This window comes from Shigella sp. FJ200513, assembly GCF_040495915.1.
In the GTDB taxonomy this organism is placed as follows: Bacteria; Pseudomonadota; Gammaproteobacteria; order Enterobacterales; family Enterobacteriaceae; genus ECMA0423.
This window is the reverse complement of the sequence record NZ_JBDYCV010000056.1, coordinates 1-19,995: the sequence shown is the minus strand read 5'-3', so window position 1 is coordinate 19,995 and position 19,995 is coordinate 1. Positions and strand designations below refer to the sequence as shown.

Below are 19,995 nucleotides of genomic sequence, written 5' to 3'. Positions count from 1 at the left end.
AATCTTATTCTCTTCGCAGGAGGCGGAATACGCCCAGCACCAGGATAGCGCCCACCACCGCCACCAGGAAGCTGTGCAAATTAAAACCGCTGATGGAGCCGTCAATGCCAAACATGGTCGCCAGCCAGCCGCCGACCACCGCACCGACTATCCCGAGAATACAGGTCAGGAAAAATCCACCACCATCACGCCCCGGCATGATTAGCTTGCCGATAATGCCGGCTATCAGGCCAAAAATAATCCAGGCAATAATTCCCATGTTCAGGCCCTCGTTTCGATGAATCGGTCGCAAGAAATGCTTACGTCAACGCTCTAAGTATAGGCAAGGGCGGGATCGATGCTGGGCGTTTGTCGGCTGATTTAAGAACAACATGTAAAAAATATTCACGCATTTGTATTAAGTTTTGTTAACTATGACCGATAAACCAAAGACAGTTTGTCAGTCAGGAGTTTTTCCGCGTGAGTCATTACCATGAGCAGTTCCTGAAACAAAATCCGTTAGCCGTCCTGGGCGTGTTACGCGATTTGCACAAAGCCGCAATTCCTTTGCGTCTCAGTTGGAATGGCGGGCAGCTGATCAGCAAAATACTGGCAATAACCCCGGATAAACTGGTGCTGGATTTCGGCAGTCAAGCCGAAGACAACATCGCCGTGCTAAAGGCACAGCACATTACCATTACCGCCGAAACTCAGGGTGCGAAAGTCGAGTTTACTGTTGAACAACTACAGCAGAGTGAATACTTGCAGCTTCCGGCATTTATTACCGTACCGCCTCCCACCTTATGGTTTGTACAACGACGCCGATATTTCCGCATCTCCGCCCCACTCCATCCGCCTTATTTTTGCCAGACCAAACTGGCGGATAACAGTACGTTACGTTTCCGCTTGTATGATTTGTCGTTAGGCGGCATGGGCGCATTACTGGAAACAGCAAAGCCTGCCGAATTACAAGAAGGTATGCGCTTCGCTCAAATTGAAGTCAACATGGGGCAATGGGGTGTTTTTCACTTTGACGCCCAGTTAATCTCCACCAGCGAGCGCAAAGTGATTGATGGCAAGAATGAAACCATCACCACTCCCCGTCTGAGCTTCCGTTTTCTTAACGTCAGCCCGACGGTGGAGCGGCAATTACAGCGGATTATTTTCTCTCTCGAGCGAGAAGCCCGGGAAAAAGCGGACAAAGTGCGCGACTGATTTACATCGCGTCCAGTGCCTGCTCAAGTTTGTAGATATAGCGCGGAGCCTGCGGCGCAGGATGATTTCGCGCTACGTGATCGAGGAACTCGTCAGCATCCAAATCGTTGATTTTGCTGATCGCCTTTTTCCGATCTGACGAGAAAGTCCGTAGCAGCGCACCTGCCCCGTTAGCGTATGACACCACCAGCGCATATTGCAGTACCTTCGGATCTTCAATGCCTGCCAGCGGGCCGGTTTCCAGAATATTCAGGTAAGCCGCCCCCATTGAAATATTACGCTCTGGATTTTTCAGCTCGCTGGTCGTCGGCTCACCACTCCAGCCCATACGGCGATAAACATCACGTCCGGAGGTTGAAGCTTTTAACTGCATCAAACCAATGGCATTCGATTTACTCACCGCGTTCGGATTACCACCCGATTCGATAGCGATAATCGCCGTGATCAATTGTGGATCGACGCCCCAGGCTGCACCGGCTTTCTGGCTTATTGGCATCCACTGCATCGCACGTTGCACCGGAACTTTCGCGTTCCACGGCGGGTTCGTATAGTCATGCTTTGATGAACAACCCGCTAATAACACAATCAAAAAGGCAAACCATCTCAATTTCACTTCTTCTATCCTTATAGCCTGGAATCGCCGTTGAGGTGACAACGGCACACCTAAGCGGCATGATATACATTTCGTTTCTGTTGTCAGCAAGGAATTGCCATGTCTCTGTTTCACTTAATTGCCCCATCGGGTTACAGCATTAAACAGCACGCCGCGCTGCGTGGTATCCAGCGCCTTACCGACGCGGGGCATCAAGTCAATAACGTCGAGGTTATTGCCCGTCGTTGTGAGCGTTTTGCGGGTACGGAAACGGAGCGTCTGGAAGATCTCAATTCCCTTGCCAGACTGACTACCCCCAACACCATCGTGCTGGCTGTACGCGGCGGTTACGGTGCCAGTCGTTTACTGGCAGATATTGACTGGCAGGCACTGGTGGCTCGCCAACAACATGACCCGTTACTCATTTGCGGACATAGCGATTTTACCGCCATTCAGTGCGGTCTTCTGGCGCAAGGCAATGTCATCACCTTTAGCGGCCCCATGCTGGTAGCAAACTTTGGTGCGGATGAACTGAACGCCTTTACCGAGCACCATTTCTGGCTGGCGTTACGCAATGAAACCTTCACCATTGAATGGCAAGGGGAAGGCCCGACATGTCAGACCGAAGGCACGTTGTGGGGAGGCAATCTTGCGATGCTGATTTCACTGATTGGTACACCGTGGATGCCAAAAATTGAGAACGGTATTCTGGTGCTGGAAGATATTAACGTGCACCCTTTCCGCGTCGAACGTATGCTGTTGCAGCTCTATCATGCGGGAATTTTGCCACGTCAGAAGGCGATTATTCTCGGTAGCTTTAGCGGCAGCACGCCCAATGATTATGACGCAGGTTACAACCTGGAGTCAGTGTACGCGTTTTTGCGTTCCCGCCTGTCGATTCCACTCATTACCGGCCTCGATTTTGGTCATGAACAACGCACGGTTACGCTGCCGTTGGGCGCACATGCCATTCTGAATAACACCCGGGAAGGCGCTCAGTTGACGATTAGCGGTCATCCTGTTCTTAAAATGTAAAAAAATCACGCTTCAGGGCTAAGTAAAACGCTGTCTCTGCCGCTAATATGGTAGGGTTTATATAAGAGACAGCGTAATCAGGAGTAACCGACCATTGGATGCCACAACAATAATTAGCCTTTTCATCTTAGGATCCATCCTTGTCACCAGCAGTATATTACTTAGTTCATTTTCTTCCCGTCTTGGCATTCCTATTCTGGTTATTTTTCTGGCGATCGGCATGCTGGCGGGAGTCGATGGCGTCGGCGGTATCCCGTTTGATAATTACCCCTTCGCCTACATGGTAAGTAACCTGGCGCTGGCGATTATTTTGCTCGACGGCGGGATGCGCACTCAGGCCAGTTCCTTTCGTGTGGCGTTAGGACCGGCGCTGTCGCTGGCGACGCTGGGCGTACTTATCACCTCTGGTTTAACCGGCATGATGGCGGCGTGGCTGTTTAATCTTGATTTGATTGAAGGCTTATTAATCGGCGCTATCGTCGGCTCCACCGATGCTGCAGCGGTCTTTTCTCTGCTGGGTGGTAAGGGGCTTAACGAACGTGTTGGCTCGACGCTGGAAATTGAATCCGGCAGTAATGATCCAATGGCGGTCTTTCTGACGATTACCCTGATTGCAATGATCCAGCAGCATGAAAGCAGTGTCAGTTGGATGTTCGTGGTCGATATTCTGCAGCAATTTGGCCTCGGGATTGTCATCGGTCTTGGCGGTGGTTATTTACTGCTGCAAATGATTAATCGCATCGCCCTGCCTGCCGGATTATATCCATTGCTGGCATTAAGCGGCGGTATTTTAATTTTTGCTTTAACCACGGCGCTGGAAGGCAGCGGTATTCTGGCTGTTTATCTGTGCGGTTTTCTGCTGGGTAATCGGCCGATTCGCAACCGCTACGGCATCCTGCAAAATTTCGACGGCCTCGCCTGGCTGGCGCAAATCGCCATGTTCCTGGTGCTGGGGCTATTGGTTAACCCAAGCGATCTGCTGCCTATTGCCATTCCGGCGCTCATTTTGTCGGCATGGATGATATTCTTCGCCCGTCCCCTTTCGGTATTTGCTGGATTGCTCCCTTTCCGCGGTTTCAATCTGCGTGAGCGCGTGTTTATCAGCTGGGTGGGATTACGCGGCGCGGTGCCAATCATCCTAGCCGTGTTCCCGATGATGGCGGGGCTGGAGAATGCGCGACTGTTCTTTAATGTCGCCTTCTTTGTGGTTCTGGTTTCACTGCTCTTGCAGGGAACATCACTCTCGTGGGCGGCGAAAAAAGCCAAAGTGGTGGTTCCGCCCGTCGGACGTCCGGTGTCACGCGTTGGCCTGGATATTCATCCGGAAAATCCGTGGGAGCAGTTTGTTTATCAATTGAGTGCTGATAAATGGTGTGTAGGTGCGGCACTGCGCGATTTGCATATGCCAAAAGAGACGCGTATTGCAGCCCTGTTTCGTGATAACCAGTTGCTTCATCCTACCGGCAGCACCCGACTGCGCGAAGGCGATGTATTGTGTGTAATTGGTCGGGAACGCGATCTCCCGGCGCTCGGTAAACTGTTCAGCCAGTCGCCACCGGTCGCGCTGGATCAACGCTTCTTTGGTGACTTCATTCTCGAAGCCAGCGCCAAATATGCTGATGTTGCGCTGATATATGGCCTGGAAGACGGGCGAGAATATCGTGATAAACAGCAAACGCTGGGTGAAATTGTCCAGCAGTTGCTAGGCGCGGCACCGGTTGTCGGTGACCAGGTAGAGTTTGCCGGGATGATCTGGACGGTGGCCGAGAAAGAAGATAATGAAGTGTTGAAGATTGGCGTTCGGGTGGCTGAAGAGGAAGCTGAATCTTAAATTTAATGCAGCATCTATCGCCGGATGCGATGCTTTACTGAACGCAGCCTGAGCCTGTAATAAACTTGTCATTTCCTGATTTTGATATGCTCATCCCAACATCAGAAGAAGGTTAAATTATGGATGACAAACCATTGCAGGCTCTGGCTAATGAACTCAAAACACCGGCTCAAGAAAGTCAGCGTAAGGGCTTTTTCCGACTGTAACAGGTAATAAAAACCAGCCCCGCATTACCGGTCAACCATCAGGGGCCCCTGCCTGACATCGCCTGAACATATTCCCCCACGCAACCTGCCGCACTGACATAGCCCACACAATAGGCGTTTCATCCGCCTGTAGCACCGGATGCATGAGCGATTTCTTATAGTTATTCCTTTGCTTAATAACGATTATTTCCGGGTCGTTCACTCTCGTATTTTCTTTAATACGTCAGAGCTACCTAGGCCGTAATACAGCATGTACCAGACCCGACACGGCATTTCTGACCAGGAAAAAAGTCAACGATGAGTAGTGATATCAGCGCAAATGACGTCCTGTGGCTCCTTTGCGGTGACCACATTCACGTCTCCGGCGCTGCCAGAGGATATTTATTTCAAGGAAACGTAGCATTATGGCTAGCTTTAAAGACATCTGCCCATTCGCCCCCGCCATTCCCCCATCTTCCGTTAACCCAGGCGTACGACGCCCGCCAGGGCGGCTCTTCTCAAGAATCAAATTTTGCAGAACATGAAGTATCTCAGCCCGCAAAAATTCAGCTGGGGTGATGCCCCCTGGCAGATCATTGACCTCAGTATCGCGGGCAAAGTGAACATACAGGTGGACAACAATACCATCATCACGTTGGGGACTCGTCTGAATCAGCAACATAACGAGTTCATGATGGTCGCCAAATGGTGCGAATGGGCTATACAGCAGGATGGTTTGCAAGAAAACCTGCAAAAAAACCTGTACGAAATCCTGGAAGAAAACCAGCAAAACAAACAGTCAGAAATTCCCCAAGAAGACCTGAAAGAAAGTCTGGAAGAAATCAAGGAAAATATCCTGGAAGAAAACCTGCCAGCAAGCCGGATTGAAAACCGGGCAGAAGCATTGCGCAGAATGAAGGAATGTCTCATTACAAGACGGAGTATGCTCAATCTTAGCAACCTGGGATTGACTTCACTCCCTGAGAATTTGCCTCCACATCTGATTGAATTTTACTGCAGTAAAAACGTGTTGACCGCGTTACCGAAGGTGATGCCAAAGTGGCTGCTGGTGCTTGACTGTACAGATAACGTCTTGATCTTGTTACCGAAGGTGCAGCCCTCAAAACTGATGGTACTGAAGTGCTATGAAAACAGTATTATCTGGCTGCCTGAGCTGTCGACTAACCTGAGAGTGATTAACTGTTCTGAAAACTTCTTGCAATTTTTACCGCCGTCGATGCCCCAGTACCTGTATAAACTATCCTGTGCCGGCAACAATATTAACTCAATACCTGATGAGATGCTGGAGAACTTGACTCGCCTGAAAGTATTTGACTGTTCTAGTAACGATTTGATCTCTTCACCACGGCTGCCGCCCAAACTAATAATTTACTACTGTGGAGAAAACAAGTTTAAAACGGTACAGGTGCCGCAGCCCCAGAGCCTGAAGGTGTTTGACTGTAATGGTAACCCGTGGGACAAAGACAATTTACCGACGCTGCTCAAAGCCGTCGAGGGCCTGAAAAAACAGCAGGGCCTGAAGGACCTTTTGGACTTTTTGCACAAGGAAGGCTAGGTTGACCTGGAAGGACTCGAGGAGCTGGAGGACCTTATGGATCTGGAGTTCCTGGATGACCCGGAACTCCTGGAGCGCGTGAAGGTACAGGAGGACCTGGAGCTCCTGGATCAACAGTTGGGCCTGTTGAGTCTGGAAAGACAACAGGACTCGCAGCCTGTTAATCAACAATCTGAACATGAACCCGAATCTGCATCAAGGGTGAAGCGTGATTTATCTGAAGTCGACTCCGAGTCAACAATGAAGCGTAAGCGTTTTATGTAGAACGCCTGTGCGGCGAGTTCAGGTTCCGGGGAAATAGTGTCCATTCTTTTAATGGACACTATCATGGGCAATGGCTCTGTCACATTAACAACTACAGTTGCTGACCAGCCGGATGGATGATTTTTTCGCAACCAGAAGACGCTGCCTCCGATCCGGCTTACAACAAGTTACACTGTCACAACCGGGACGCGTAACGCCAGTGCGCACATCAACTCATAGCCCACCGTTCCGGCAGCGGCGGCGACATCATCAATTTTGATCTCCTTGCCCCACAGCTCAACCGGCGTACCAATCCCCGCCTGCGGGCAAGGCGTTAAATCAACCGCCAGCATATCCATCGAGACGGTCCCCACCGTCATGGTGCGCACGCCGTCCACTAAAACAGGAGCACCGGTAGGCGCATGGCGCGGATAACCGTCGGCGTATCCTGCGGCGACAATGCCGATTCGCTGTTCATCGCGCGCAGTATAGCGACCGCCGTAGCCCACACGCTCGCCCGCTTTTAGCGTCTGGACACCAATAATCTCACTGCTTAGCGTCATCACCGGACGTAATCCGGTATTGGCGATATCACGCCACTGACCGGACGGCGAAGCGCCATACAAAATAATGCCAGGCCGAACCCAGTCAAAATGCGCTTCCGGGTGCCACAGAGTCGCCGCCGAATTGGACAACGAACGCCGACACTCCAGCCCCTCCGCCGCCTGCTCAATACGCGCCATCGCGCCGGAAATTCCATCAGGATGTTCCGCTTCAGCAAAATGCGACATCAGGGTCATTTCGCCAACATTCGCCATTGCCCGCAACTGCTGCCAGACGGTAAGCACGCGATCGGACTGGAAGCCCAACCGATTCATCCCACTGTTCACTTTAAGATAAATATCCAACGGTGCTTTTAGCCGCGCATTTTGCAGTGCTTTGAGCTGCCAGTTGCTGTGTACGCAGGTGGTCAGGCGGTGCTGGTCATAAATCTCCAGATCCTGAGCATGGAAAAATCCTTCCAGCATCAGGATCGGCCCCTTCCAGCCGCGCTCACGTAACGTTATTGCCTCTTCCAGGTTAAGTAATGCAAAGCCATCGGTGGCCCCGAGCGCGCTCCAGATACGCTCAATACCATGCCCGTAAGCGTTCGCTTTTACCACCGACCAGACGCGCGCGTGCGGCGCGGCCTGGCGGACAATGGACAGATTCTGTTTTAATGCCTGCAGATCGAGGCTGGCCTGTATCGGACGGGTCATCTCGTTTCCTTAGCTGTGTGCGCCATGTAAATGGCCCGGACGTGATGGCGTAAATCCACGGCTGTAGCGCGCTACGCTTAGATCCTCATATGGGATCGCTGGCGTGCGACCAGAGAGCAGATCGCTTAACAACTGACCGGAACCGCAAGCCATCGTCCAGCCGAGCGTGCCGTGACCGGTATTCAGCCACAGATTTTTAAAGCGTGTACTCCCGACAACCGGCGTACCGTCTGGCGTCATCGGGCGCAAACCCGTCCAGAAAGTCGCCTGCTCGACATGACCGCCGCGTGGATAGAGATCGCGAACCACCATTTCCAGCGTTTCACGACGCGGTTGCAACAGCTCGGTGTTAAAACCAACAATTTCCGCCATTCCGCCAACACGAATGCGGTTATCGAAACGGGTAATGGCGATTTTGTAGGTTTCATCAAGAATGGTGGATACTGGCGCACCATCTTCCTGCGCAATTGGAATAGTCAGCGAGTAGCCTTTCAGCGGATACACCGGAATATCAACAATGCCTTTGAGCATCGCCGTCGAGTAAGAACCAAACGCCATCACATACGCATCGGCCTTAATCACTTCATCGCCAAACTTCACGCCGTAGATTTGCTCGCCGTCGCAAAGCAGTTGGTCAACGGGCGTATTAAAGCGGAATTTAACCCCCGCCTGCTCTGCCATCCGCGCCAGATTCTGGGTAAACAGCTGGCAGTCTCCGGTTTCATCATTGGGTAACTGCAGGCCGCCCGTCAGTTTGTGCGCTACTTCTGCCAGCGCGGGATCCACTTCCGCCAGGCGGCTGGATTCCAGCAGCTGATACGGTACGCCGGCATCTTCCAGCACGGCGATATCGCGGGTCGCATTTTCATACTGTTGTTCGGTACGGAACAGTTGCAGCGTCCCACCCTGACGCCCTTCATACTGAATATTGGTTTCGGCGCGCAATGCTTTCAGGCAATCACGGCTGTATTCCGCCAGACGCACCATCCGCCCTTTGTTTTCCATGTAGTGGCTGGTGTCGCAGTTACGTAACATTTGCCACATCCATTTCAACTGAAACTGCGTACCGTCGAGACGAACCGCCAGCGGCGCATGGCGCTGGAACATCCATTTAATCGCTTTTAAAGGCACACCTGGTGCTGCCCACGGTGCAGCATATCCGGGGGAGATTTGCCCGGCATTCGCGGCACTGGTTTCCAGGGCGGCCCCCGGCTCCCGATCAATGACGGTGACCTCATGTCCTGCCTGATTTAAGTACCAGGCGCTGGCAACGCCTACCACACCACTTCCCAGTATGACAACTCGCATAGCCACTCCGATAACGGTAGATACAGTAAAAGAATAATAATCTAATTACATCTTGATAACTCAGTTGAAAATATTATTCAACATACGGCTTTTTTATGGTGAGCTGACTCACATCTCCCTGACTCTGCGGCAATATGGCGTCTTTAGTATCTCCTGCTGAACGCCCTTTTTATCCAGCATAAAATTCCGTTCAGAAGCGGATTAGTGGCACTCTGATAATAAGAAATCGCAAAGAAAAAAATTCTCCGGCGACGCGGTTTTTAACAGGTGTTCTATGCTTGAAATGAGGTGCTCCACACAGAGAGCGCCGACAACAATGAGGTGCGCGTATGGCGACGATCGATTCTATGAATAAGGACACCACACGTTTGAGCGATGGACCCGACTGGACGTTCGACCTGCTGGATGTTTATCTGGCAGAGATAGACCGGGTGGCGAAACTCTACCGGCTGGATACCTACCCGCACCAGATTGAAGTGATAACCTCAGAACAGATGATGGATGCCTATTCCAGCGTCGGCATGCCAATTAACTATCCGCACTGGTCATTCGGTAAAAAGTTTATCGAGACTGAACGGCTGTATAAGCACGGTCAGCAAGGGCTGGCCTATGAAATCGTCATTAACTCTAACCCGTGTATCGCTTACTTGATGGAAGAGAACACCATTACTATGCAGGCGCTGGTGATGGCACACGCCTGCTATGGACATAACTCTTTCTTTAAAAACAATTGCTTATTCCGCAGTTGGACCGACGCCAGTTCGATTGTCGATTATCTGATTTTTGCCCGTAAATATATTACCGAGTGCGAAGAACGTTATGGCGTTGATGAAGTAGAACGGCTTCTGGACTCGTGCCACGCGCTGATGAACTACGGCGTGGACCGGTACAAACGCCCGCAAAAAATCTCGCTGCAAGAAGAGAAAGCCCGGCAGAAAAGTCGCGAAGAGTATCTACAAAGTCAGGTCAATATGCTCTGGCGTACCCTGCCGAAGCGCGAGGAAGAGAAAACGGTTGCTGAAGCGCGCCGCTATCCGTCCGAACCACAAGAAAACCTGCTCTATTTTATGGAGAAAAATGCGCCACTGCTGGAATCATGGCAGCGTGAAATCCTGCGTATTGTGCGTAAGGTGAGCCAGTATTTTTATCCGCAAAAACAGACTCAGGTGATGAACGAAGGCTGTGCGACCTTCTGGCACTATACCATCCTTAACCATCTGTATGATGAAGGGAAAGTAACGGAACGTTTTATGCTGGAGTTTTTGCACAGCCACACCAATGTGGTCTTCCAGCCCCCCTATAACAGCCCGTGGTACAGCGGCATCAACCCGTATGCCCTCGGGTTCGCCATGTTCCAGGATATTAAACGGATTTGTCAGTCGCCAACGGAAGAAGACAAATACTGGTTCCCGGATATCGCCGGTTCCGACTGGCTGGAAACGCTGCATTTCGCGATGCGTGATTTCAAAGATGAGAGTTTTATCAGCCAGTTTCTGTCACCGAAAGTGATGCGTGATTTCCGCTTCTTCACCGTGCTGGATGATGATCGGCATAATTATCTGGAGATTTCCGCTATTCATAATGAAGAAGGTTATCGGGAGATCCGTAACCGGTTATCGTCGCAATATAACTTAAGTAATCTGGAGCCGAATATTCAGATCTGGAACGTGGATTTGCGCGGCGACCGTTCGCTGACGCTGCGTTATATTCCACATAATCGCGCACCGCTGGATCGGGGGCGCAAAGAAGTCCTGAAGCATGTGCATCGCCTGTGGGGATTTGATGTGATGCTCGAACAGCAAAACGAAGACGGCAGCATCGAGTTGCTGGAACGTTGCCCGCCAAGAATGGGAAATCTGTAAAAACAACAAAAAACCCCTCGTTTGAGGGGGTTGCTCTTTAAACGGAAGGGATTATCGCCCCTGAATGGCTAAATCACCCGGCAGATTTTTCTGCATCCGGTGCCAAATCTCGCCACTCTCATGCCCATAGCGACGCACTGTTTCGTACACCTGATCGTGCGCGCCTTCACTGCACAACGCCGACAGTTTGTGGTAGAAGCCCAGCGCCAGACTGCGCGCTTCCGGATTGGCGAAATAGTGACGACCAATGCGCGTATACAGCCCTTTCATCCCGTTAAGGATCAGACCGTAAATCGGGTTGCCGGAAGCAAACGCCAGGCCGCGGAATATGTTGTAATCCAGCTCGGCAAAGGCATCGGCGTGATCGGCCACTTCATTAGCGGTAGCCAGCACTTCCTGCGCTTTATCGGGATGCTGACGAAACGCGGTGCGAATAAAAATAGTGGAAATATTGGTACGCACCGACAGCAAATTATCAATAAGCTGCGGCACACTTTCGTGATCCAGTCGCGCCAGTGTTTCAAGGATATTTAAACCGGAAGTTTCCCAGAAATTATTCACCTTCGTCGGCTTGCCATGTTGAATGGTCAACCAGCCATCTCGTGCCAGACGCTGTAACACTTCACGTAACGTAGTACGCGTTACGCCAATTAATTCTGAAAGTTCACGTTCTGCGGGCAAAATAGTCCCGGGAGGGAAGCGGTTATTCCAGATACTTTCAATAATGTACTCTTCCGCGAAACCCGCCGGGCTTTGCGCCTTAATGACCATAGTGAGATTTCCATAACACAGCAAAACAAAGTTGGACTCATCATACCAGAGGGCTAACTACGCTGATAGCAGACAAAAAGAAGAAAAAGGGATCAAGGCTTCATTTTCCGCATCTCTTTCCCCTTGACTATCAAGACTTGCCTCACTCCTGCCTGACCGTTAAGCTTTGCGTTTAAACATAAAAACATCATTGATTATTTGTAAGGTAAGGGAAACCATCATGGAGATCTCCTGGGGCCGCGCGCTATGGCGCAATTTTTTGGGCCAGTCCCCCGACTGGTACAAACTCGCCCTCATCATTTTCTTAATCGTAAACCCGTTAATTTTCCTCATCAGCCCTTTCGTCGCGGGCTGGTTGCTGGTAGCGGAATTTATTTTCACTCTGGCGATGGCCCTGAAATGCTACCCGCTACTCCCCGGTGGTCTGTTGGCTATCGAAGCGGTATTCATCGGCATGACCAGCGCGGAACACGTCCGTGAAGAGGTGGCGGCAAATCTTGAAGTCTTGCTGTTATTGATGTTTATGGTGGCGGGTATCTATTTTATGAAACAGCTGTTGCTGTTCATATTTACCCGTTTGCTGTTAAGCATTCGCTCCAAAATGCTGCTGTCGCTCTCTTTTTGCGTGGCGGCAGCGTTCCTCTCCGCGTTCCTCGATGCCTTAACCGTCGTGGCGGTGGTGATCAGCGTTGCAGTCGGTTTTTATGGTATTTATCATCGCGTAGCCTCTTCCCGTACCGAAGACACCGACCTGCAAGACGATAGTCATATCGACAAGCATTACAACGTGGTTCTGGAACAGTTCCGTGGCTTTCTGCGTAGCCTGATGATGCATGCCGGTGTCGGCACCGCATTAGGCGGCGTAATGACCATGGTGGGCGAACCACAGAACCTGATCATCGCTAAAGCGGCTGGCTGGCATTTTGGCGATTTCTTCCTGCGCATGTCGCCGGTGACCGTTCCGGTTCTGATTTGTGGCCTGTTAACCTGCCTGCTGGTAGAGAAGCTGCGTTGGTTTGGCTACGGTGAAACGCTGCCGGAGAAAGTCCGCGAAGTGTTGCAACAGTTTGACGATCAAAGCCGCCACCAGCGTACCCGTCAGGATAAAATCCGTCTGATTGTCCAGGCGATTATTGGCGTCTGGCTGGTGACTGCGCTGGCGTTGCATCTGGCGGAAGTTGGCTTGATTGGTTTGTCAGTCATTATTCTGGCAACATCATTGACCGGTGTCACCGATGAACATGCTATCGGTAAAGCCTTCACCGAATCTCTGCCATTCACCGCACTGTTGACGGTGTTTTTCTCGGTAGTCGCGGTGATTATCGACCAACAACTGTTTTCGCCGATTATTCAGTTTGTGTTGCAGGCATCTGAACATGCTCAGCTGTCGCTGTTCTATATTTTCAACGGTCTGCTGTCATCCATTTCGGATAACGTCTTCGTGGGGACGATTTATATCAACGAAGCGAAAGCGGCAATGGAAAGTGGCGCTATCACGTTGAAGCAATACGAGCTGCTGGCGGTCGCCATTAATACCGGTACCAATCTGCCCTCTGTCGCTACGCCGAACGGTCAGGCTGCGTTCCTGTTCCTGCTGACCTCTGCACTCGCGCCATTGATTCGCCTCTCTTATGGCCGCATGGTGTGGATGGCCCTGCCTTACACCCTCGTACTGACACTCGTCGGCTTGCTCTGCGTCGAGTTTACGCTTGCCCCTGTAACCGAATGGTTTATGCAAATGGGCTGGATAGCAACGCTTTGATAACAACTTACCGGGCATATAAATGCCCGGTTTGCCTTTTCGCCCGATAATTGTCCAATTGCGTCCTATTTTTGCTGCCTCCTGGTGGCGCAGCGAATGAATTGGTTTAAACTGCGCACTCTATGCATATTGCAGGGAAATGATTATGTTGCGATTTTTGAACCAATGTTCACAAGGCCGGGGCGCGTGGCTGTTGATGGCGTTTACTGCTCTGGCACTGGAACTGACGGCGCTGTGGTTCCAGCATGTGATGTTACTGAAACCTTGCGTGCTCTGTATTTATGAACGCTGCGCGTTATTCGGCGTTCTGGGTGCTGCGCTGATTGGCGCGATCGCCCCGAAAACTCCGCTGCGTTATGTAGCGATGGTTATCTGGTTGTATAGTGCGTTCCGCGGTGTGCAGTTAACTTACGAGCACACCATGCTTCAGCTCTATCCTTCGCCATTTGCCACCTGTGATTTTATGGTTCGTTTCCCGGAATGGCTGCCGCTGGATAAATGGGTGCCGCAAGTGTTTGTCGCCTCTGGCGATTGCGCCGAGCGTCAGTGGGATTTTTTAGGTATGGAAATGCCGCAGTGGCTGCTCGGTATTTTTATCGCTTACCTGATTGTCGCGGTGCTGGTGGTGATTTCCCAGCCGTTTAAAGCGAAAAAACGTGATCTGTTCGGTCGCTAATCCATTCGGCGCTCCTGCGGGAGCGCTTTTTTCCTGCCGCTATATTTATTTGACCCGCAGTAAATCAGAACTTCGCGTTGTATAACGTGGTGAAAGCATAGCTCGCTTCATCTGCCATTGTTGTTGGATCCCCTGCCCGGCAAAATAGAGTGTTCCTCTGCCCTCTTTAGCATTCAGAGTATCCATTACCGCCATCAATTGCTCACTCCCGGGGCGCGGTGCGTTGTCATCGAATAAATTGAGCTGCGCGACTCCCTGACTGAAGAAATCCCCCAGCATCACGCCCGCTTTTTGGTAGCGATGGCCCGCTTGCCAGATGGCATCCAGAGATCGCGTAGCAGCGTTAATGATATCCCTGCTGTCCTGAGTGGGCGTCAGCAGTTTTACCGACGCGCTATTGCCGTAATAAGGTTCATTGAGCGCAAATGGTGACGTCTTAATAAATGTGGAGATAAACCGACAATATTGATGCTCACTGCGAAGTTTTTCCGCCGCCCGGGCAGCGTAACTACAAATGGCCTGCCGCATCGACGTATAATCCGTGATGCGTTCACCAAACGAGCGGGAACAGATAATTTCCTGCTTCGTCGGTGCAAACTCTTCCAGTTGCAAACAGGGTTCGCCGCGCAGTTCACGCACCGTTCTTTCGAGCATGACATTAAAATGTTTACGGATAAACCGGATATCTGTATCCGCCAAATCGAGAACGGTTTTGATCCCCATCGCGTCCAGTTTTTTGCTGATCCGCCGTCCAATCCCCCAGACGTCATCCACGGGGAGAGCAGACATTAATTTACGCTGGCGTTCCAGATTTGATAAATCCACCACCCCACCCGTCTGCCGCTGCCATTTTTTTGCCGCATGATTGGCAAGCTTAGCCAACGTTTTGGTCTGGGCGATCCCCACACCAACAGTAAGATGGGTACGTTGTAGCACCGTTGCGCGAATTTCTCTGCCAAAATCAGTCAGATCGCGACAATTACGCACACCTGTCAGATCGCAGAATGCTTCATCAATACTGTAAATCTCGACGCGGGGCGATAGTTCTTCCAGCGTCGACATCACCCGATTGCTCATGTCTGCGTAAAGCTCATAATTGCTGCTAAAGCAAACCACACCACAGCGACGAAACAGATCTTTTTGTTTGAACCAGGGATCGCCCATTTTAACGCCCAGCGCCTTTGCCTCAGCGTTTCGGGCGATAACGCAACCGTCATTATTCGATAGCACAACCACCGGTTTACCCCATAAATCAGGGCGAAACACCGTCTCACAGCTGGCATAAAACGCGTTTACATCACAGAGGGCAAACATCAGCGCATCGCCTTAACGACGTGGATCACCACACCAAAGACATCCAGCGTATCTTCGCTACTGATGGTAATGGGCGAGTACGCACTGTTCATGGGAATAAGCTGTACCGTCGGGCGTAGTTGCAATTTTTTCACCGTAAACTCGCCGTCAACAGCAGCGATGACAATATCACCATGGCTGGCGGTAATAGCACTATCGACAATCAGTAAATCACCGTCACTAATTCCACCATCAATCATAGAATCACCACTTGCTTTGACGAAGTAAGTCGCGCTGGGATGCTGGATCAACAGTTGATTCAGATCGATGCGCTGTTCAACGTAATCTGCTGCCGGTGAAGGAAAGCCACACTGAACAAGATCGCTAAATAGCGGAAAAGTCACAATTTCGCGGAGATCCGCAGGCTTGATAAACAACATAATAATCTGCCTGAAGTTATACTGTTTTTATATACAGTGGTCTGTTCTTGCCAGCAGATCAATACTGATTCAGGCTATCAATATTTGTCGCTGCATAGACTGCTGATTTTTCGTTCTCTTATCCTGTGCTCACGTGGCCTTCTGGCGACGACGCTCATCCAGCAGAAATGAAAAATATCACCCGGCAAAAAAATAGAATAGAAGCATTCGCCATAATGACATTAAACATTGTTTGATATTTATCATATTAATAGAAATAAAGACATTGACGCATCCCGCCCGGCTAACTATGAATTAGATGAAGTAAAATTTATTAATAGTTGTAAAACAGGAGTTTCATTACAATTTATATATTTAAAGAGGCGAATGATTATGACTGAAATCGTTGCAGATAAAACGGTAGAAGTAGTTAAAAACGCAATCGAAACCGCAGATGGAGCATTAGATCTTTATAATAAATATCTCGATCAGGTCATCCCCTGGCAGACCTTTGATGAAACCATAAAAGAGTTAAGTCGCTTTAAACAGGAGTATTCACAGGCAGCCTCCGTTTTAGTCGGCGATATTAAAACCTTACTTATGGATAGCCAGGATAAGTATTTTGAAGCAACCCAAACAGTGTATGAATGGTGTGGTGTTGCGACGCAATTGCTCGCAGCGTATATTTTGCTATTTGATGAGTACAATGAGAAGAAAGCATCCGCCCCTCATTAAGGTACTGGATGACGGCATCACGAAGCTGAATGAAGCGCAAAAATCCCTGCTGGTAAGCTCACAAAGTTTCAACAACGCTTCCGGGAAACTGCTGGCGTTAGATAGCCAGTTAACCAATGATTTTTCAGAAAAAAGCAGCTATTTCCAGTCACAGGTAGATAAAATCAGGAAGGAAGCGTATGCCGGTGCCGCAGCCGATGTCGTCGCCGGTCCATTTGGTTTAATCATTTCCTATTCTATTGCTGCGGGCGTAGTTGAAGGGAAACTGATTCCAGAATTGAAGAACAAGTTAAAATCTGTGCAGAGTTTCTTTACCACCCTGTCTAACACGGTTAAACAAGCGAATAAAGATATCGATGCCGCCAAATTGAAATTAACCACCGAAATAGCCGCCATCGGGGAGATAAAAACGGAAACTGAAACAACCAGATTCTATGTTGATTATGATGATTTAATGCTTTCTTTGCTAAAAGCAGCGGCCAAAAAAATGATTAACACCTGTAATGAGTATCAGAAAAGACACGGTAAAAAGACACTCTTTGAAGTACCTGAAGTCTGATAAGCGATTATTCTCTCCATGTACTCAAGGTATAAGGTTTATCACATTTAAAAACACAGACGTTTTTTAAAGATTGAGAGTTACCTGTTGATAATAAGGTATCGGGTAACTCTCATTATGACAGAGCGCTTTCAAAAACAGGGCTACGAAATGGCGAGCATCCAGACGTATATTAAGAAAGCCCCCATCAGCATCTATTAAATTTATCACTGCGCCCAGTCAGGTTTATTTAAGATATGATCCTGCCAGTCAATCACTTCTGATTCTTTCACTGCGATATGACGCACAGAGATACGTTCACCATGCATTGCCGCTTTCGAACCAGTAAGTAGCGGATGCCACGCAGGTAAATCTTTACCTTCCGCCAGCAACCGATAAGCGCAGGTCATTGGCAGCCATTCGAATGTTGGCAGATTTTCACGGGTTAATTTAATGCAGTCGGGTTCAAACTCGAAACGACGTTCGTAGTTCCGACATTGACAGGTTTTAATATTGAGCTGGCGACAGGCGACGTTAGTGAAGTAGATTTCGTCGGTGTCTTCATCCATCAGTTTATGCAAGCAACACTGACCGCAACCATCACACAACGACTCCCATTCCGCATCGCTCATTTCGTCCAGGGTTTTACTTTGCCAGAAAGGTACATCGCTCATCAGGTGTTCCGCCATTACGTTAAAACGCACCTTATAACCAGTCTGGCACAGCGATGCAAGTTTTGCCGCCGCTTTCTGGCGGCAAAAAGTATTACAAAACGCGAGTTGTCAAAGAATGCCCATCGAAAGTGACTGTCAGCTCATCACCGCTTTGCAACGGGCCGACGCCATCAGGCGTGCCTGTCAACACAACGTCACCGGCCTTGAGGGTAAAAAACTTGCTCATATAAGCGATCAACGGAACGATTTTATGGATCATGTCCGCAGTCGTACCTTGCTGGCGTTTTTCGCCGTTTACGCTCAGGCCCAGCGTTGTATTTTGTGGATCGCCGGTAAATTCCGCCGCGGGGATAAACCCGGAAAGCGGACAAGAGTTATCAAACGCTTTAGCCTTTTCCCACGGCTGCCCGGCTTTCTTCATTTTTCCCTGAACATCACGCAATGTCAGATCAAGCGCCACGCCGTAACCGGCAATGGCTTTGCGGACATGCTCTTCCGTTGCCTGACGCAGCGTCGCGCCAATCAACACCGCCAGTTCGACTTCATGATGAACTGAACCGAAATCGGATGGGATCGCCAATGGCTGCCGCAGATCGCACAGTGCCGTTTCTGGTTTAATAAACAGCACTGGCTCTTCGGGCACTGCGCTGCCCATCTCTTTAATATGTTTGGCATAGTTACTGCCAACACAGACTACTTTACTCACCGGATAATCCAGCAGCGCACCTTGCCAGTTGTGATGTTGATACATAACGTTCCCCTCACCTTATCGTGGATATGAAAACCCGCGCCGACAAAGATAATGCCACCGCCGGATATCGGTTATTTGTTAGTGTCGTCTGTTTTCTGCCCCATGACGGAAAGATGTTGCTTCAGCAAATCTTCGGGTGGTGGCGGTAACTGCAAATAGTAACCTTGCTCGGTTAATGCCAGTTTAACCTTTTCAATATCAGCATTGACCAGTTTCTTCCGCCCATCCAACGGCAGAATCATCGCTAACTGAGGCTGACCAAAACCTTTCATCAGTTCCTCAGGAACACGCGAAAAATCGTCTTTTTTTTCGACATATAAATAGGTCTGGTCACGCTTGCTGCTTCGATAAATCGCACAAAACATACTTTTACTCTTTAAGATGCCAGGTTTTGGCATAAGCTAACATCAATGAAACCCGCGCCACAAGCCAGCCAGCTGTAGATTTCTGCGGTTTGTTGAGTCCATGCCCCTTTATAAGTAATCCCCCCGGCAAAAAATGCCGCGCCGGGATTTTACCGAACGCAGAAAAGCCACTGGAATTCTCCCGTAAGGGATTGTTATATTATAACAGTTCATCGTACTCATTCTGAACAGGAGACTACCAATGAAAATCAAGAGCATCAGTAAGGCTGTATTGCTGCTTGCACTGCTAACCTCCACGAGCTTTGCTGCGGGTAAGAATGTCAATGTTGAGTTCAGCAAAGGCCATAGTGATCCTACCCACGTAATATGGACACAGGCCTAAGCGAGGTTCTGGTTTTCAAATTGTTCCGGACTGAGGCCGCCACACCAACTGTGCCGCCGCCACCGATTGTAATCACATTCGATATAATTAAACACCGTTGCCCGCATTATTTCCCGGCTGATAAAGTGTTCTCCATGGATACATTCCACTTTCAGCGAATGAAAGAAGCTTTCCACGCAGGCATTATCGTAGCAGCAACCTTTTGCGCTCATACTTCCACGCAGATTATGCCGTTTCAGTTGCGCCTGATAATCTGCTGAACAGTACTGGCCTCCACGGTCCGTGTGAACGATAACGTTCCGGGGCCTCTTACGCCGCCACAGCGCCATCTGCAGGGCATCGCAGGGCAGTTGCGCCGTCATGCGTGGCGACATTGACCAGCCAATAACGGCACGTGACCACAGGTCAATGACCACTGCCAGATACAGCCAGCCTTCATCTGTACGTAAGTACGTGATGTCTCCTGGCCACTTCTGGTTCGGGCCACTGGCGTAAAAATCCTGCTCCAACAGATTTTCTGACACAGGCAGGCCGTGTGCGCGGT

The 19,995-nt window shown here is 50.0% G+C and carries 16 protein-coding genes and 5 pseudogenes; 9 read left to right on the top strand and 12 right to left on the bottom strand.

What is annotated here, in order from left to right; all coding sequences use genetic code 11:
- Positions 1-4: 4 nt before the first annotated feature.
- Positions 5-259 (bottom strand): GlsB/YeaQ/YmgE family stress response membrane protein, encoded by a 255-nt coding sequence (locus ABZJ92_RS13205; RefSeq protein WP_000511317.1) that lies wholly within the window; start codon positions 257-259, stop codon positions 5-7.
- Positions 260-459: 200 nt separating this feature from the next.
- Between ABZJ92_RS13205 and ycgR the strand changes: the two genes are divergently transcribed.
- Positions 460-1,194: a flagellar brake protein YcgR gene (ycgR, locus tag ABZJ92_RS13200; protein ID WP_000020162.1), complete on the top strand. Its 735-nt coding sequence runs from the start codon at positions 460-462 to the stop codon at positions 1,192-1,194.
- 1 nt (position 1,195) lies between these two features.
- Here ycgR and emtA read toward each other — a convergent pair whose 3' ends face one another.
- On the bottom strand, positions 1,196-1,807 hold the full coding sequence (emtA, locus tag ABZJ92_RS13195; protein WP_001295616.1) for a membrane-bound lytic murein transglycosylase EmtA: 612 nt from the start codon (positions 1,805-1,807) through the stop codon (positions 1,196-1,198).
- 99 nt (positions 1,808-1,906) lie between these two features.
- On the opposite strand from emtA, the gene ldcA reads away from it, so the two are divergent.
- Positions 1,907-2,821, top strand: a complete 915-nt coding sequence (gene ldcA / locus ABZJ92_RS13190) for a muramoyltetrapeptide carboxypeptidase (RefSeq protein WP_000051626.1) — start codon at positions 1,907-1,909, stop codon at positions 2,819-2,821.
- A gap of 94 nt (positions 2,822-2,915) precedes the next feature.
- Positions 2,916-4,652: a potassium/proton antiporter gene (locus tag ABZJ92_RS13185; protein ID WP_000340206.1), complete on the top strand. Its 1,737-nt coding sequence runs from the start codon at positions 2,916-2,918 to the stop codon at positions 4,650-4,652.
- Here ABZJ92_RS13185 and ABZJ92_RS22470 read toward each other — a convergent pair.
- Positions 4,587-4,724: pseudogene (locus ABZJ92_RS22470) on the bottom strand (hypothetical protein); the annotation flags it as partial. The gene ABZJ92_RS13185 and the pseudogene ABZJ92_RS22470 sit on opposite strands and share 66 nt — an antisense overlap.
- A 538-nt stretch (positions 4,725-5,262) precedes the next feature.
- Here ABZJ92_RS22470 and ABZJ92_RS13180 point away from each other — a divergent pair.
- A pseudogene (locus ABZJ92_RS13180) lies at positions 5,263-6,677 on the top strand (hypothetical protein).
- Between the two features lie 167 nt (positions 6,678-6,844).
- On the opposite strand, the gene dadX reads toward ABZJ92_RS13180, so the two are convergent.
- Together dadX and dadA are read right to left on the bottom strand one after the other, a co-directional pair.
- A complete protein-coding gene (gene dadX, locus ABZJ92_RS13175; RefSeq protein WP_000197853.1) occupies positions 6,845-7,915 on the bottom strand; it encodes a catabolic alanine racemase DadX in 1,071 nt (356 codons plus the stop codon).
- Between the two features lie 9 nt (positions 7,916-7,924).
- A complete protein-coding gene (gene dadA / locus ABZJ92_RS13170; protein ID WP_001266897.1) occupies positions 7,925-9,223 on the bottom strand; it encodes a D-amino acid dehydrogenase in 1,299 nt (432 codons plus the stop codon).
- Between the two features lie 329 nt (positions 9,224-9,552).
- Between dadA and ABZJ92_RS13165 the strand changes: the two genes are divergently transcribed.
- Positions 9,553-11,085, top strand: a complete 1,533-nt coding sequence (locus ABZJ92_RS13165; protein ID WP_000190839.1) for a SpoVR family protein — start codon at positions 9,553-9,555, stop codon at positions 11,083-11,085.
- 51 nt (positions 11,086-11,136) lie between these two features.
- Here the strand turns inward: ABZJ92_RS13165 and fadR are convergent, their stop codons facing one another.
- Complete coding sequence (fadR, locus tag ABZJ92_RS13160) at positions 11,137-11,856, bottom strand: fatty acid metabolism transcriptional regulator FadR (RefSeq protein WP_000234823.1); 720 nt, start codon at positions 11,854-11,856, stop codon at positions 11,137-11,139.
- Positions 11,857-12,076: 220 nt separating this feature from the next.
- On the opposite strand from fadR, the gene nhaB reads away from it, so the two are divergent.
- Positions 12,077-13,618, top strand: coding sequence for a Na(+)/H(+) antiporter NhaB (gene nhaB / locus ABZJ92_RS13155; protein WP_000406409.1), 1,542 nt, complete (start codon positions 12,077-12,079; stop codon positions 13,616-13,618).
- A gap of 145 nt (positions 13,619-13,763) precedes the next feature.
- Positions 13,764-14,294 carry a disulfide bond formation protein DsbB gene (gene dsbB / locus ABZJ92_RS13150; RefSeq protein WP_000943462.1) on the top strand — a complete coding sequence of 177 codons (531 nt, stop codon included), beginning with the start codon at positions 13,764-13,766 and terminating at the stop codon, positions 14,292-14,294.
- A gap of 45 nt (positions 14,295-14,339) precedes the next feature.
- Here dsbB and umuC read toward each other — a convergent pair whose 3' ends face one another.
- On the bottom strand, positions 14,340-15,608 hold the full coding sequence (umuC, locus tag ABZJ92_RS13145) for a DNA polymerase V catalytic protein (protein ID WP_000457611.1): 1,269 nt from the start codon (positions 15,606-15,608) through the stop codon (positions 14,340-14,342).
- Entirely contained in the window at positions 15,608-16,027 is a 420-nt protein-coding gene (locus ABZJ92_RS13140; RefSeq protein WP_000897378.1) for a translesion error-prone DNA polymerase V autoproteolytic subunit, read from the bottom strand. The genes umuC and ABZJ92_RS13140 overlap by 1 nt, the downstream gene beginning before the upstream one ends.
- A gap of 372 nt (positions 16,028-16,399) precedes the next feature.
- Between ABZJ92_RS13140 and hlyE the strand changes: the two are divergent.
- Positions 16,400-17,300: pseudogene (gene hlyE, locus ABZJ92_RS13135) on the top strand (hemolysin HlyE).
- Positions 17,301-17,506: 206 nt separating this feature from the next.
- Here the strand turns inward: hlyE and ABZJ92_RS13130 are convergent.
- The 3 genes from ABZJ92_RS13130 to ABZJ92_RS13120 all read right to left on the bottom strand — a co-directional run bounded on the left by ABZJ92_RS13130 (position 17,507) and on the right by ABZJ92_RS13120 (position 19,069).
- Positions 17,507-17,953: a YcgN family cysteine cluster protein gene (locus tag ABZJ92_RS13130; RefSeq protein WP_001306825.1), complete on the bottom strand. Its 447-nt coding sequence runs from the start codon at positions 17,951-17,953 to the stop codon at positions 17,507-17,509.
- Positions 17,954-18,044: 91 nt separating this feature from the next.
- Positions 18,045-18,704, bottom strand: a complete 660-nt coding sequence (locus tag ABZJ92_RS13125) for a fumarylacetoacetate hydrolase family protein (RefSeq protein ID WP_000284272.1) — start codon at positions 18,702-18,704, stop codon at positions 18,045-18,047.
- A gap of 71 nt (positions 18,705-18,775) precedes the next feature.
- Complete coding sequence (locus tag ABZJ92_RS13120) at positions 18,776-19,069, bottom strand: YcgL domain-containing protein (RefSeq protein ID WP_005049638.1); 294 nt, start codon at positions 19,067-19,069, stop codon at positions 18,776-18,778.
- A gap of 241 nt (positions 19,070-19,310) precedes the next feature.
- Here ABZJ92_RS13120 and pliG point away from each other — a divergent pair.
- Positions 19,311-19,418: pseudogene (gene pliG, locus ABZJ92_RS13115) on the top strand (g-type lysoyme inhibitor PliG); the annotation flags it as partial.
- Between the two features lie 29 nt (positions 19,419-19,447).
- On the opposite strand, the pseudogene ABZJ92_RS13110 reads toward pliG, so the two are convergent.
- Positions 19,448-19,995 (bottom strand): annotated as a pseudogene (locus ABZJ92_RS13110) (IS3-like element IS3 family transposase); the annotation flags it as partial.